The 12658-nt window shown below is 55.0% G+C and carries 14 protein-coding genes; 13 read left to right on the top strand and 1 reads right to left on the bottom strand.

Annotation, left to right across the window (positions count from 1 at the left end; genetic code table 11):
• Positions 1–2: 2 nt before the first annotated feature.
• The 10 genes from def (at position 3) to spoVM (ending at position 9043) form a co-directional block, all read left to right on the top strand.
• Positions 3–488, top strand: coding sequence for a peptide deformylase (gene def / locus D3P08_RS21900; protein ID WP_119602259.1), 486 nt, complete (start codon positions 3–5; stop codon positions 486–488).
• 4 nt (positions 489–492) lie between these two features.
• Positions 493–1449, top strand: a complete 957-nt coding sequence (fmt, locus tag D3P08_RS21895; RefSeq protein ID WP_119602258.1) for a methionyl-tRNA formyltransferase — start codon at positions 493–495, stop codon at positions 1447–1449.
• Complete coding sequence (gene rsmB / locus D3P08_RS21890) at positions 1446–2909, top strand: 16S rRNA (cytosine(967)-C(5))-methyltransferase RsmB (protein ID WP_119602257.1); 1464 nt, start codon at positions 1446–1448, stop codon at positions 2907–2909. The genes fmt and rsmB overlap by 4 nt, the downstream gene beginning before the upstream one ends.
• Before the next feature lie 113 nt (positions 2910–3022).
• Complete coding sequence (rlmN, locus tag D3P08_RS21885; RefSeq protein ID WP_119602256.1) at positions 3023–4069, top strand: dual-specificity RNA methyltransferase RlmN; 1047 nt, start codon at positions 3023–3025, stop codon at positions 4067–4069.
• A 7-nt stretch (positions 4070–4076) separates the two neighbouring features.
• Positions 4077–4847 (top strand): Stp1/IreP family PP2C-type Ser/Thr phosphatase, encoded by a 771-nt coding sequence (locus D3P08_RS21880; RefSeq protein ID WP_119602255.1) that lies wholly within the window; start codon positions 4077–4079, stop codon positions 4845–4847.
• Entirely contained in the window at positions 4844–6994 is a 2151-nt protein-coding gene (gene pknB / locus D3P08_RS21875; RefSeq protein ID WP_119602254.1) for a Stk1 family PASTA domain-containing Ser/Thr kinase, read from the top strand. The genes D3P08_RS21880 and pknB overlap by 4 nt, the downstream gene beginning before the upstream one ends.
• 13 nt (positions 6995–7007) lie before the next feature.
• The gene (gene rsgA / locus D3P08_RS21870; protein WP_240647710.1) at positions 7008–7898 is read left to right on the top strand and encodes a ribosome small subunit-dependent GTPase A; all 891 of its coding nucleotides are present in this window, start codon (positions 7008–7010) and stop codon (positions 7896–7898) included.
• A 4-nt stretch (positions 7899–7902) separates the two neighbouring features.
• Positions 7903–8547: a ribulose-phosphate 3-epimerase gene (rpe, locus tag D3P08_RS21865; protein WP_119602252.1), complete on the top strand. Its 645-nt coding sequence runs from the start codon at positions 7903–7905 to the stop codon at positions 8545–8547.
• 11 nt (positions 8548–8558) lie between these two features.
• Positions 8559–8840, top strand: coding sequence for a hypothetical protein (locus D3P08_RS21860; RefSeq protein ID WP_119602251.1), 282 nt, complete (start codon positions 8559–8561; stop codon positions 8838–8840).
• Positions 8841–8962: 122 nt separating this feature from the next.
• Complete coding sequence (gene spoVM / locus D3P08_RS21855; RefSeq protein ID WP_010345573.1) at positions 8963–9043, top strand: stage V sporulation protein SpoVM; 81 nt, start codon at positions 8963–8965, stop codon at positions 9041–9043.
• A gap of 96 nt (positions 9044–9139) precedes the next feature.
• On the opposite strand, the gene rpmB is transcribed toward spoVM, so the two are convergent.
• Positions 9140–9328 (bottom strand): 50S ribosomal protein L28, encoded by a 189-nt coding sequence (gene rpmB, locus D3P08_RS21850; RefSeq protein WP_068683988.1) that lies wholly within the window; start codon positions 9326–9328, stop codon positions 9140–9142.
• Positions 9329–9614: 286 nt separating this feature from the next.
• Between rpmB and D3P08_RS21845 the strand changes: the two genes are divergently transcribed.
• The 3 genes from D3P08_RS21845 to D3P08_RS21835 are packed head-to-tail and all read left to right on the top strand — an operon-like array spanning position 9615 to position 12656.
• Positions 9615–9974, top strand: a complete 360-nt coding sequence (locus D3P08_RS21845) for an Asp23/Gls24 family envelope stress response protein (RefSeq protein WP_119602250.1) — start codon at positions 9615–9617, stop codon at positions 9972–9974.
• Between the two features lie 57 nt (positions 9975–10031).
• Positions 10032–11768, top strand: coding sequence for a DAK2 domain-containing protein (locus D3P08_RS21840; RefSeq protein ID WP_119602356.1), 1737 nt, complete (start codon positions 10032–10034; stop codon positions 11766–11768).
• Between the two features lie 33 nt (positions 11769–11801).
• The gene (locus tag D3P08_RS21835; RefSeq protein ID WP_119602249.1) at positions 11802–12656 is read left to right on the top strand and encodes a DegV family protein; all 855 of its coding nucleotides are present in this window, start codon (positions 11802–11804) and stop codon (positions 12654–12656) included.
• Positions 12657–12658: the final 2 nt, after the last annotated feature.

Raw genomic sequence — 12658 nt, 5'->3', positions numbered from 1 at the left:
ACATGAGTATTCGTTTGATCGTAAAAGAACCAGATCCGGTATTGCGCGAGGTAGCCAGGGAGGTTACGAAATTTAACGATAATTTGAAAAAACTGCTGAAGGATATGGCCGAGACGATGTACGACGCGGAGGGCGTCGGTCTAGCTGCGCCGCAAATCGGTATTTCAAAACGCGTCATCGTCGTGGATGTCGGCGATGAGAACGGACTCGTCGAGATGGTCAACCCGGTCATCGTCGAGCAGGATGGCGAGCAGTTCGGGCCGGAGGGCTGCCTCAGCATACCGAATATTAACGGCGATGTGCGCAGAGCCGACCGGATCGTTGTAGAAGGACAGAACAGCGACGGGGAGAAATTCACCGTGCATGCGAGCGGCTTTTTCGCCCGCGCGTTCCAGCATGAGATCGACCATTTGAACGGCATTCTGTTCACCGATATCGCCGAGAGCGTGTACGACATTTCGGAAAGAACAAGTAAAGGCGGCGAATAGATTCATGCGTATCGTATTTATGGGGACGCCGGATTTCGCCGTCCCTTCCTTGCAAATGCTAGTATCAAGCGGCTATGAGGTTGTTGCCGTTGTCACCCAGCCGGACAGGCCGAAGGGCCGGAAAAAGACGCTGACGCCGCCGCCTGTCAAGGAAGCGGCGTTATCGCTTGGTATACCCGTGCTGCAGCCGGATAGAATGAGAAATCAGGAGGCGGTATCGGCAGTCGCCGAATTTAAGCCGGACTTGATCGTCACGGCCGCATACGGCCAAATCCTTCCGAAAGCTGTACTGGAGCTGCCGCGGCTCGGATGCATCAACGTGCATGGATCGCTCCTGCCGAAATACCGCGGCGGGGCGCCAATCCAACGTTCGATCATGAACGGGGAGCCCGAAACCGGCGTGACGATCATGTATATGGCGGAGGGTCTCGATACCGGCGACATGATCAGCAGAGTCGTTGTTCCGATTACCGACGAAGACACGTCGGGCACGATGTTCGAGAAGCTAAGCGCCGCCGGCGCCAAGCTGCTTGGCGAGACGCTGCCTTCGATTATCGATGGATCGGCGAAGGCGGTGCCGCAGCGGGAGGAAGAAGCTACATACGCGCCTAATTTGACGCGCGAGGATGAAAGAATCGATTGGGGCAAGTCCGCGAGGGCGCTGTTCAATCAGGTTAGAGGGTTATCGCCGATGGCCGGCGCTTTCACTTCGCTTGGCGGCGAAGTGTTCAAGGTGTGGAAATGCGAGGTTCCGAGTAGCAACGGGGCCGGAACGGCCGGAGCAGCGCCGGGCACGATTCTAACAGCTGATGCAAGCGGCATCGTCGTGCAGACGGGCGAAGGCAAGCTGGTTTTGACCGAGGTCCAGCCGGCAGGCAAGCGCGTTATGGCGGTGTCCGACTGGGTGAAAGGCGCGCGGATCGAACCGGGCACGCAGTTTGGTATAGGTGAAGCGCAATGAGCGGCGAAAATAGAACATCCGGCATAAAGCGCGGCGGAAATCGGCGGCCCGGAGGGCATAGCGGCTCCAAGCAGCCGCAGCCGCAGCGGAGAGCGGTAACGCCGCGCGAGCTCGCGCTTAACATATTGGTGAAGGTCGCCGAGACAGGCGCGTACAGCAATATTCAGCTGAACCGCTCGCTGCAGGAGTCGGGCATGTCCAGAGCGGATGCTGCGCTAGCGACAGAGCTGGTGTACGGCACGATCGGGAGGCAGGCTACGCTCGACTATTGGCTGTCGAAGTTTGTGGCGAAGGGGCTTCACAAGCTGGATACGTGGGTCCATCAGCTGCTTCGGCTCAGCGCGTACCAGCTGCTGTTCTTGGACCGCATCCCTTCGCACGCGGCTGTGAACGAAGCTGTAACCATTGCGAAGCGGAGAGGACATGCCGGCATTTCCGGCATGGTGAACGGCGTGCTTCGCAGCATCGATCGCGGCAAGGACGAGCTGAAGCTGTCCGATATTCGGGCAGAAACGCCGGTCGCGACGCTTGCCCTTCGCCACTCGTATCCCGAATGGCTTGTAAGACGCTGGGCCGATACCTTTGGGCTGGAGACGACAGAGGCGATTCTTGCGTCGGGCAATGAACCGCCGCATGCCAGTATCCGCGTGAACACAATGCTCGCCAGCCGCGATCAAAGGCTTCGCGAGCTGCAGGAGAGCGGTTTGGACGCGCAGCCTTCCGCAGTCGCTCCGTCCGGGATCGTCGTGCGCGGCGGAGGCAACATGGCTGACACGGAAGGATTCCGCCATGGGCTGTGGTCTGTGCAGGATGAGAGCTCCATGCTGGTCGCCGAGGTCGTTGCGCCGAAGCCTGGCATGAAGGTGCTTGATTGCTGCGCCGCGCCCGGAGGCAAGAGCGCCCATATGGCCGAGCTGATGGAAGGCAAAGGCAAGGTGTGGGCGAATGATCTGCATGCCCATAAGCGCGAATTGATCGTCTCGCAGACGGAGCGGCTGAAGCTGCGCAATGTAGAGGCGATTACGGGCGACGCCGCGAAGCTGTCGGAGCGGTTCAAGGAGCAGTCGATGGACGCGGTGCTCCTGGATGCGCCATGCTCGGGATTTGGCGTTATTCGCAGAAAGCCCGAAATCAAGTGGAACAAAACGGAGGGCGACATCGCGGAAATCGCCGCGCTTCAGCGTCAGCTGCTGAAGGAGGCGAGCGGCCTAGTTCGCCCTGGAGGAACGCTGGTATACAGCACCTGCACGATCGAAAAGGAAGAGAACGAAGAGCAGATCGCGGCTTTTTTGGCGGAGCATCCCGATTTCGAGCTGGACGCCGATTGGCCGGAGGCCGTTCTAAGCCGGCTGCGCGAAGCCGGCATCATAGGTACGCCGTTTGACGGACAACTGCAGCTGCTTCCGCACCATTTCGGAAGCGACGGCTTCTATATTGCGCGCATGACCAGACGCCCATGAGGCCTCTTATGGCTTGTGCATGGGCGTTTGTGGTAAAATAATCGACAACGGTCCAAAAATAGGCATATTTCAAAAGGGCCGTCCTACAATAAAATACAGGTGTGATGAATGAGATGAAACCGATAATTTACGATTATACGCTGGAAGGGCTACACGAATGGATGAAGGAAAACGGCGAGCCGTCCTTCCGCGCGGACCAGCTGTTCGACTGGATTTACGTCAAGCGGGTGCGGAGCTTTGAGGAAATGACGAACCTGCCGAAGGCGCTGCGTGAAAAGCTGGACGAACAGTTCCAATTCGTCACCCTTACGGAAATTACGAAATTCGAGTCGAAAGACGGCACCGTTAAATTTTTGTTCGGGCTTCACGACAACCATGCGATCGAGACCGTTATTATGCGCCATAACTATGGCAACAGCATTTGCGTCACGACGCAGGTCGGCTGCCGGATCGGCTGCACCTTCTGCGCTTCGACTCTCGGAGGACTGAAGCGGAATTTGACGGCGGGCGAAATTGTCGCCCAGGTTGTTACCGCCCAGCAAATGCTCGACGCGACGGGAGAGCGGGTGTCCAGCATTGTCATCATGGGCTCCGGCGAACCGTTTGAGAACTACGACGCGACGATGGCGTTCTTGCGCATTATGATTCACGAGAAGGGGCTCAACATCGGACAGCGCCATATTACCGTCTCGACCAGCGGCATCGTGCCGAGCATGTACAAGTTCGCGGACGAGAATACGCAAATCAACCTGGCGATTTCCATTCACGCTCCGAACGACAAGCTTCGTTCCAAGCTGATGCCGGTTAACCGCCGCTTCCCGTTCGACGACGTGATCGAGGCTTGCCGCTATTATATCGCCAAGACGGGCAGACGGATTACGTTCGAATACGCGCTGATCGGCGGCGTGAACGACCAGCCGGAGCATGCGCAGGAGCTTGCCGACGTGCTGAAGGACATGTTATGCCATGTCAATCTCATTCCGGTTAACCACGTCCCTGAACGCAATTATGTGCGTACGCCGCGCGAAGATATTTTCGAATTTTCGCGGGTGCTGGAGCGCAATAAGATTAACGTGACGATACGCAGGGAGCAAGGACATGACATCGCGGCCGCTTGCGGCCAGTTACGAGCGAAACATATGGAGTCTCAGGCGAGGTGATGACGCATTGTTAACGGCAAACCGCAGTAATATCGGACGAGTCAGACAGATCAACGAAGACCAGTCTTGGGTGGGACAGCTGAGTAACGGCGTAACGCTGGCGATCGTCGCAGACGGCATGGGCGGGCACCAGGCCGGCGACGTCGCCAGCCAATTGGCGGTAGATGCGTTCCGGAACGCTTTGGAGCGGAACGCGTCGAAGCCGGAGCTGACGGAGCAGGAAGGAAAGATGCTCATTCGCCAAGCGATCAGCGAAGCGAATGAGACCATCTACGCGATGGCGGCCGGCGACGAACGTTATCATAATATGGGCACGACGATCGTCGCCGCATTGCTGCGCGCGGGCAATGTCATTATCGGCCATGTCGGCGACAGCCGAGCGTACAAGCTGACCAAAAACTCCATCGATCTGCTGACGATGGACCATTCGCTTGTGAATGAGCTGGTGAAGTCCGGTCAGCTGACGGAGGAGGAGGCCGCTAACCATCCAAGGCGCAATGTGCTGACGCGAGCGGTCGGTACCGACCCTCACGTTGAAATTGATGTGCAGGCGGTCGAATGGTCTCCGGAGGATGTCCTTCTCTTATGCAGCGACGGGTTAACCAATATGGTCAGCGAGCAGCAAATGCTGGAGGTAGTCGCAAACGGAGAAGAGGAGCTTGAGAGCAAGGCGGATCATCTCATTCAGCTAGCGCTCGAAGCGGGAGGCGACGACAACATTACCGTCGTGCTTCTTCAAGAGAGTGCCGGCATGAAGCGGGAGGAGAGTTCACAATGATTGGACATGACTTAGGCGGCCGTTACGAAATTTTGTCCCGCATCGGCGGCGGAGGAATGGCGCTTGTCTATAAAGCGCATGACGTGTTGCTTAACCGAAACGTTGCCGTGAAGGTGCTTCGGCAGCAATTCGTTGGCGACGAGGAGTTCATCCGCAGGTTCCGCAGGGAAGCACAATCTGCCGCTGCGTTGTCCCATCCAAACGTCGTCAGCATCTATGACGTCGGGCAAGAGGACGACATTCATTATATTGTAATGGAGTATGTGGAAGGCAATAATCTGAATGAAATTATACAAGAACGAGCGCCTCTGCAGGCGGACGAAGCGGTTCGCATCGCCGTGCAGATCTGCGACGCTCTCGATCATGCGCATCAAAACCAAATTATACATCGGGACATTAAGCCTCATAATATTCTTATCGGCAATAACGGAAGAGTGAAGGTGACGGATTTCGGAATCGCCCGGGCGGTGACGTCCTCGACGATCACGCAGACAGGTTCCGTCGTGGGCTCCGTTCATTATTTTTCGCCGGAGCATGCAAAAGGCATTAATACGGGGGAAAAGTCCGACCTGTATTCACTCGGCATCGTGATGTACCAAATGCTTACGGGCAGACTGCCCTACGTCGGCGAAAGCCCGATTAGCGTTGCGCTCAAGCACCTGCAGGAAAATTTTGAGGATCCGCGTTTTGTTAATCCTCATATCCCGCAAAGCGTGGAGAACATTATTCTAAAAGCTACGCGCAAGAAACCGGACGAGCGCTACGATTCCGCCCATGAAATGCTGCTGGATCTGGACACCTGCTTAAGGCCGGATCGTCTGAATGAACCGAAAATAACGTTCGCCAGCTACAGCGATATGGAAGAGACGCGCGTGATGCCGGCGATCCGCGGCGAGGCTGCCGCAGGCCGCTCTGCAGAGGAGTACGAGCGGAAGCAGCCGGCGAAGGCGGCTGTCAATACCGACACTGGCGTGAACTGGTCGGATGCGGAGGCCGAGCAAAAGCCGAAGGGCTGGAAAAAGCCGCTTACCGTTGTCGGTGTTACGCTTGCGATTTTGGCGCTCATTATTTTCGGTTTCATGTGGCTGCTCGATAAGCTTGATACCGAAGAGGTGAAAGTGCCGTACGTTGTCGGGGAGACACTTGATGATGCGCGAAAAATGATAGAAGAAGCCGGTCTTAGGGTCGAGGATCCTGTGCTGAGGGAGCCGAGCAAAGACGTCCCGAAGGATCAAGTTATCGACCAGTCTAAAAGCAACCAGATGGTTAAAGTGAATTCATTCATCCAGCTTACCGTCAGCGACGGTCCTGAACTGGAAACGGTGAAAAGCTATGTCGATCAGTCAATCGATACGGTAAAAGAGGAGCTATTGGCGCTCGGCTTTACGGAGGACCGAATCCACATATCCGAAGAGCATAACGAGAAGCAGCTTGGGACAATTCTTGAACAGACGCCGGTGTCCGGCCAGCAGCTCGATCCTTTGAAGGATGAGATTTCGTTCGTCGTCAGTCTCGGGCCTGAGATGGTAGAAATGCCGGATTTGGTTGACGAGAGATTGTCTACGGCTCAGAAGCTGCTTGAGTCTTTGGGGCTGGTGTTAGAAAAAGTTGACATTCTCACGGAACCGAGCTACCTGCATGAGAAGGACCGGATCATCTCAGTCGGCCCTTATAATGCGGGGGACGAGGTTCCGAAAGGATCGAAGATTACGGTCACTGTCAGCTCCGGGCCTCCGGCAGATGCGAAGACGCACACGTTCAACGTGAGAATTTCGCCGGCTACAGCCGGTAAATCCAGCGAGGTGCGGATCGATTATTCGGACGCCAGAGGCGAGAATATAACGGGTGAAACGCATACGATTACGGGGACGGTAGATATTCCGGTAACCGTTGTGCTGGCACCGGACACGGTCGCGCATGTTACGGTATACCGCGACAATCAATTTATGGATTCCAGAGAAATCAGATACGAAGACCTTAACGGCTCCGGGGATCCGGGGCTGACCATTCCAGGCAATGAGGCGACTCAGCCTCCGGCTGACAGCAATGGAGAAAATAATGACGAAACAGCGCAAGCGGGGGTAGAAGGCGGAAATGGCGAGAATCAAGGCGAAGGCGCGGGGGACGGCGGAGAACAAGGTCAGTAATCAAGAAACCGGCATGATCGTCAAAGCGCTTAGCGGATATTACTACGTAAAAGCGGAGAACGGCGAAGAGGTTGTCCAGTGCAGGGCGCGCGGCGTGTTCAAAAAGCGCGGCGAATCGCCTCTTGTCGGCGACAAGGTGCATTACAGTATAACCGAAAACGGAGAGGGGACGGTAACCGAGCTGTTCCCCCGCTCCACGGAGCTGATTCGTCCGCCCGTCGCGAACGTGGATCTCGCGATTCTTGTATTTTCGGTGACGGAGCCTTCGCTCAACCTGCAGCTGCTGGACAAATTTCTTGTCCATATCGAGCATGCGGGGATCCCCGCCGTTCTATGCCTTAGCAAGCAGGACTTAGAAAAGGAAGGCGGTTTTACGGAGGAAGCTGCGGAAGCGGCGGCCTCCGTTAATCGCATTTACCGGGCGCTCGGATACGAAGTGTTCGGGACAAGCTCCCGCAAGGGAGCGGGCATCCATGAGCTTAAGGAACGGCTTCAAGGACATTTGGCCGTCTTCGCAGGCCAGTCCGGCGTCGGAAAGTCATCGCTGCTCAACGCGCTTGTCCCGGGGCTGACGCTTGAAACGAATGAAATCAGCAACAGGCTTGGCCGCGGCAAACATACGACCAGGCATGTGGAGCTCATTGATATCGGCGGCGGTTACGTTGCCGATACACCGGGCTTCAGCCAGCTGGACTTCGGCGAGCTCGGCATCGAAGACTTAAGCTACTGCTTTGTCGAGCTGAGGAAGCTGTCGCCGGATTGCAAGTTCCGGGGATGCACCCATGTGCACGAGCCGGGCTGCGCCGTCCTTGCCGCCTTAGAGTCCGGCGATATCGAAAAGAGCCGATACGACCACTACGTGCAGTTTTTATCGGAGATGAAAGAGATCAAACGGAGGTACTAACTACATGACCATTATCGCGCCTTCCATACTGTCGGCCGACTTCGCCAGACTCGGCGAAGAAATTCAGGCGGCGGAGCATGCGGGAGCAGACTGGATTCACGTCGATGTGATGGACGGACATTTTGTTCCGAATCTGACCTTCGGTCCGCCAGTTATCGCCGCGGTTCGTTCCGCAACGAAGCTGCCGTTCGACGTGCATCTGATGATCGAGCGTCCGGAGCTGTCATTCTCCAACTATATTGCGGCAGGCGCGGATCGTATTACCGTCCATGCCGAAGCATGCGTTCATCTTCACCGGACCGTCCATGCGATCAAAGAGAAGGGGATTCCTGCGGGAGTAGCCATCAATCCGGCCACGCCGGTTGCGGTGCTGGAGCCGATCATTCATGATTTGGACCTTGTCTTGATCATGACCGTTAATCCGGGCTTCGGGGGGCAGTCCTTTATTCCTTACTCGCTCGTGAAGCTTCGTCAAGTGAGAGCAATGCTGGAGGAAAGAGGCTTAAGCAGCGTCCACGTGCAGGTAGACGGCGGCGTTAACCGCGAAACGGCGGGTCCGATTGTGGATGCGGGCGCCAACGTGCTCGTGGCCGGCAACGCGGTGTTCGGGGAGAAGGATCGCGCGGCGGCCATCGCGGCGCTTCGCTAAGGGGGAGAAGGATGAACGAGACGATCAAAACGAGCTTTTGGGTAATGCTTTACAGCGTGCTGGCAGGGACTTGCCTAGCGTTGTTTATGATCATTCCCAGCTTTGAGAAGTATTTGTTTTCATTGCTTTCGATTTATATCGCCATTCGTTATTTCCGGCGCTTCGAAACGATAGGAAAAAGAATATTGTTTTTGATTCTGGCTTTATTCTTCAGCTTCTTCACCGTCTTCTGCGTTACAGCCTACAGGTACGTTAAAAATCCGGAGCAATTCGCCGTTATGTTTGTGTCATAATCCCTATTATTCTTGGGCGTTTGCGGGTGGAATAGGACAAAGATCCTTCGCATAGGATGGTTACATGAGCGCGGGATGTGTCACGGAGCTATTTCATGAGCGTGTCTGAGGAGGGATGGGGCATGAAATTTTATACGATCAAGCTGCCGAAGTTTCTTGGCGGGTTTGTTAAAGCGATTCTGAATACGTTCCAGAAAAATTAATGGGATCCCGGTCTTGCGCCGTACACACGCTTTACAATGGGAGCGGGAAAAATAAAAGCACCTGAGCTTCAGGTGCTTTTGTCTATGGCGGTGCTATTATACGCGAGTAACTTTACCAGATTTCAGAGCGCGCGCGCTCACATATACGCGTTTTGGTTTGCCGTCTACAAGAATGCGAACCTTTTGCACGTTAACGCCCCAAGAACGACGAGTTTTGTTGTTCGCGTGGGAAACGTTATTGCCTTGACGCGGCGATTTGCCAGTCAGATAACATTTGCGGGACATGACTACACCTCCTAAAAAGAATTGGGAAAGAGAATCGACACACATCGCAACCTCGAAGCTGAATGTGGTTGAAGCACTGCTTCATTCCATAATACTACGCATCTACGTTCACTTGAAATGACACATGTATCATTGAACACACTCGAATATCGTATCATAAATTAGGCTTCTGTTCAACCTAAATCTAAGGAATGTTCGGCAATTTTCACGAACGCACTTCAATAACTTGTCGGTTTATAGTACAATGTTACTTAGTCCATAATATACAGTAAGGGAGTGTATTGCCATGTCACTGCAGCTGAATACAGAACTTGGCGCCATTCATGTCACCGACCATTGCATCGCCGTACTGGCGGGCTCCGCAGCCTTGGATTGTTATGGACTCGTCGGCATGGCTTCGCGCAAAGGTTTGAAGGATGGAATCGCGGAGTTGCTCGGCAGAGAAAACATGTCTCGCGGCGTAGAAGTTAGACGCGAGCATGACAAGCTGCATATCGACCTCCACATCATTGTAAGCTACGGAACGAAGATTTCCGAGGTAGCGCATAACATTCAATCGAAAGTAACGTATGTGCTGAATAATGTAATTGGCCTACAGGTGGATGAAGTCCATATATTTGTGCAAGATGTAAGGGTATCCAGGTAGCAGGAAGGGGAATTTTCATTGGGTAAGCGCTCTATTAACGGATCGGATTTTGCCGCAATGGCGTTGCTGGGAGCAGAGCTGTTGCAGCATAACGCAGAACGCGTTAATGCTTTAAACGTGTTCCCGGTGCCGGACGGTGATACAGGCACGAACATGAATTTAACGATGAGCTCTGGTATTCGGGAGCTTCGCAGCAAGCCCTCGGAGCATATCGGCAAATCCGCCGAAGCGCTGTCGAAAGGTTTGCTAATGGGCGCAAGAGGCAACTCTGGCGTTATTCTCTCGCAATTGTTCCGCGGTTTTTCGAAATCGCTTTCGGCTCTTCAGGAGGCTTCGCCGGTCGAGGTCGCCGCAGCGCTGCAGCATGGCGTCGACATGGCTTACAAAGCGGTCGTTAAGCCTGTAGAAGGAACGATTCTAACCGTGGCGAGAGAAGCGGCGAAGCATGCCGTTCAATATGCAAGACGTGCGTCAAGCGTAGCGGATCTGATGACGGAGGTTCACCGCAAGGCGCATGAAGCGCTGCAGCGGACGCCGGATCAGCTGCCGGTTCTGAAGCAGGTCGGTGTGGTCGACTCCGGTGGACAAGGTCTCGTGTATATTTACGAAGGCTTCGTGCGAAGCTTGACGGAGACGGAATCCGGCGGGTATCAAGAGCTGTATCAGCAGCCGTCGGAAGCGGCGCTTCCGGAAGAGGTTGCCCTGCCTGCCGCGCCAAGAAATGAGCGCAAGAGCGAGCCTAGCTCGGCGCAAGCGCGTCTCAATACAGAAGATATCGAGTTTTTATATGATATGGAATTTTTTATTAATCGTAAGCTTTCAGGATCTAATGCAGTGTTTTTTGATGAATCCGCTTACAAGAGGATTTTGGAGAAGGACGGGGACTCCATCCTCGTAATCACGGACGACGATATTATTAAGGTCCACGTCCATTCCCGCAGACCGGGCGACGTGCTCAACGCATCGCTGCCATATGGCGAACTGACCGATATTCACATCTTGAATATGCGCGAGCAGCACCGGGATATCGTCGAGCACGACGCAACGGCCGAACCGGGCTCATCCGATCTTGCGGCAGCGCAGCTGCTCGCCGGTCAAGCGCTGAGCGGGGTTGCTCCGGGCCAAGTATTCGAACAAGCTCCGTACGGTATTATCGCCGTTGCGATGGGCGACGGTATTACGGACATGTTCCTGGCTAGCGATGTAGACACGGTTTTATCCGGCGGACAAACGATGAATCCGAGCACGGAAGATTTCTTGAAGGCGATCGACGCGTTGTCGGCGGATCATATTTTCCTGCTGCCGAATAACGGCAATATTATATTGGCGGCTGAGCAAGCCGCCGAGCTGAGCGACCGCAACATCACGGTCATTCCGACTCGCACGATCCCGCAAGGCTTGGCCGCGGTGCTGGCGTTCAAAGAAGACGAGACGCCGGAACGAAACGCGGAATGGATGAAGAGCGCGGCAGCAAACGTCGTGTCGGGACAAGTGACCAAAGCTGTGCGCAATACTTCCATCGACGGAGTAAATATCGTGGAAGGCGATTATATCGGCATTAAGGAAAAAGCGATTGTCGTCTCGCATGCGGATCTTCTGGCGGCATGCCAAGGACTGATCGGCAGCATGATGGAGAACGGCGGCGATCTGCTTACGGTATTGACGGGCGACGAGGCAAGCGCGGAGCTAACCGCGGCTGTCTGCGAATGGGCGGAAAGCCAGTACCCGGATATCGAGCTTGAGGTGCAGCACGGCGGCCAACCGTTGTATCCTTATCTGTTCGCGGTAGAGTAGAAGGTCAATCACTTCATACACGGGGGAGATTATATGGGCAATGTGCGCATCGTAACGGACAGTACGTCGGATATTCCAGCCGAGGTACGCGAGCGATTAGGCATTACAATGGTGCCGCTGAAAGTGGTATTTGGAGAAGAGACGTTTTCGGATGCGGTGACGATCACTCCGGAACAATTCTATGAGCGGTTAAGAACGACGCAGGAGCTTCCTACGACCTCGCAGCCGTCTCCGGCGGACTTTTTGGAGGCGTATGAGCGTCTTATCGACGAGGATTCGGATTCCCCAATCATTTCGTTTCACCTGGCGTCCGTGCTAAGCGGTTCGTACCAAGCGGGTACCATTGCGGCATCCATGGTGGAGCGTGCGGCGGACATTACGATTGTCGATTGTAAGTCCGCTTCCTACGGCAGCGGTTTGCAGGTCGTGCGGGCCGCCGAGCTTGCGCAGGCAGGCGAAAGCAAAGAGCGGATTTTGGAAGAAGTTCAACGTCTGCGCAGCAATATGGGTTTATATTTCCTGGTGGACAGCCTGGATAACCTCCAAAAAGGCGGCCGGATCGGACGCGCTTCGGCGTTGATCGGCTCGATCTTGAATATTAAGCCGATCCTTTCCTTGGATCAGGACGGCGGCGTCTATTCGGTCGATAAGGTTCGCGGCAGCAAAAAAGCGATGGGACGTATCGCGGAGCTGCTCAAGGCGGAGTTTGGCGACAGTCCCGTCGCCCTCGTCATCGCGAAGACGGACAACGTGGAAGCTGCGGAGGAGCTCGGAGAACGAGTGAAGAACGAGCTGAATGTCAAAGAAATTATCCATACAACCGTAGGTTCGGTGATTGGCACGCATGCGGGGCCTGGAACATGCGCCGTATTCGTTTATAGGATGTGAGC

Source organism: Paenibacillus nanensis, from assembly GCF_003583765.1.
Classification (GTDB): domain Bacteria; phylum Bacillota; class Bacilli; order Paenibacillales; family Paenibacillaceae; genus Pristimantibacillus; species Pristimantibacillus nanensis.
The sequence above is the reverse complement of the archived record's forward strand: the minus strand, read 5'-3'. Positions and strand labels throughout refer to the sequence as shown.

Excerpts from the sequence above, each read along its gene's own strand:
- rsgA (WP_240647710.1), top strand. The coding sequence starts at position 7,008 with ATGATCGTCAAAGCGCTTAGCGGATATTACTACGTAAAAGCGGAGAAC.
- rlmN (WP_119602256.1), top strand. The coding sequence starts at position 3,023 with ATGAAACCGATAATTTACGATTATACGCTGGAAGGGCTACACGAATGG.
- D3P08_RS21835 (WP_119602249.1), top strand. The coding sequence starts at position 11,802 with ATGGGCAATGTGCGCATCGTAACGGACAGTACGTCGGATATTCCAGCC.
- rsmB (WP_119602257.1), top strand. The coding sequence starts at position 1,446 with ATGAGCGGCGAAAATAGAACATCCGGCATAAAGCGCGGCGGAAATCGG.
- D3P08_RS21860 (WP_119602251.1), top strand. The coding sequence starts at position 8,559 with ATGAACGAGACGATCAAAACGAGCTTTTGGGTAATGCTTTACAGCGTG.
- def (WP_119602259.1), top strand. The coding sequence starts at position 3 with ATGAGTATTCGTTTGATCGTAAAAGAACCAGATCCGGTATTGCGCGAG.
- D3P08_RS21840 (WP_119602356.1), top strand. The coding sequence starts at position 10,032 with ATGGCGTTGCTGGGAGCAGAGCTGTTGCAGCATAACGCAGAACGCGTT.
- fmt (WP_119602258.1), top strand. The coding sequence starts at position 493 with ATGCGTATCGTATTTATGGGGACGCCGGATTTCGCCGTCCCTTCCTTG.
- rpmB (WP_068683988.1), bottom strand. The coding sequence starts at position 9,328 with ATGTCCCGCAAATGTTATCTGACTGGCAAATCGCCGCGTCAAGGCAAT.
- rpe (WP_119602252.1), top strand. The coding sequence starts at position 7,903 with ATGACCATTATCGCGCCTTCCATACTGTCGGCCGACTTCGCCAGACTC.
- pknB (WP_119602254.1), top strand. The coding sequence starts at position 4,844 with ATGATTGGACATGACTTAGGCGGCCGTTACGAAATTTTGTCCCGCATC.
- D3P08_RS21845 (WP_119602250.1), top strand. The coding sequence starts at position 9,615 with ATGTCACTGCAGCTGAATACAGAACTTGGCGCCATTCATGTCACCGAC.
- spoVM (WP_010345573.1), top strand. The coding sequence starts at position 8,963 with ATGAAATTTTATACGATCAAGCTGCCGAAGTTTCTTGGCGGGTTTGTT.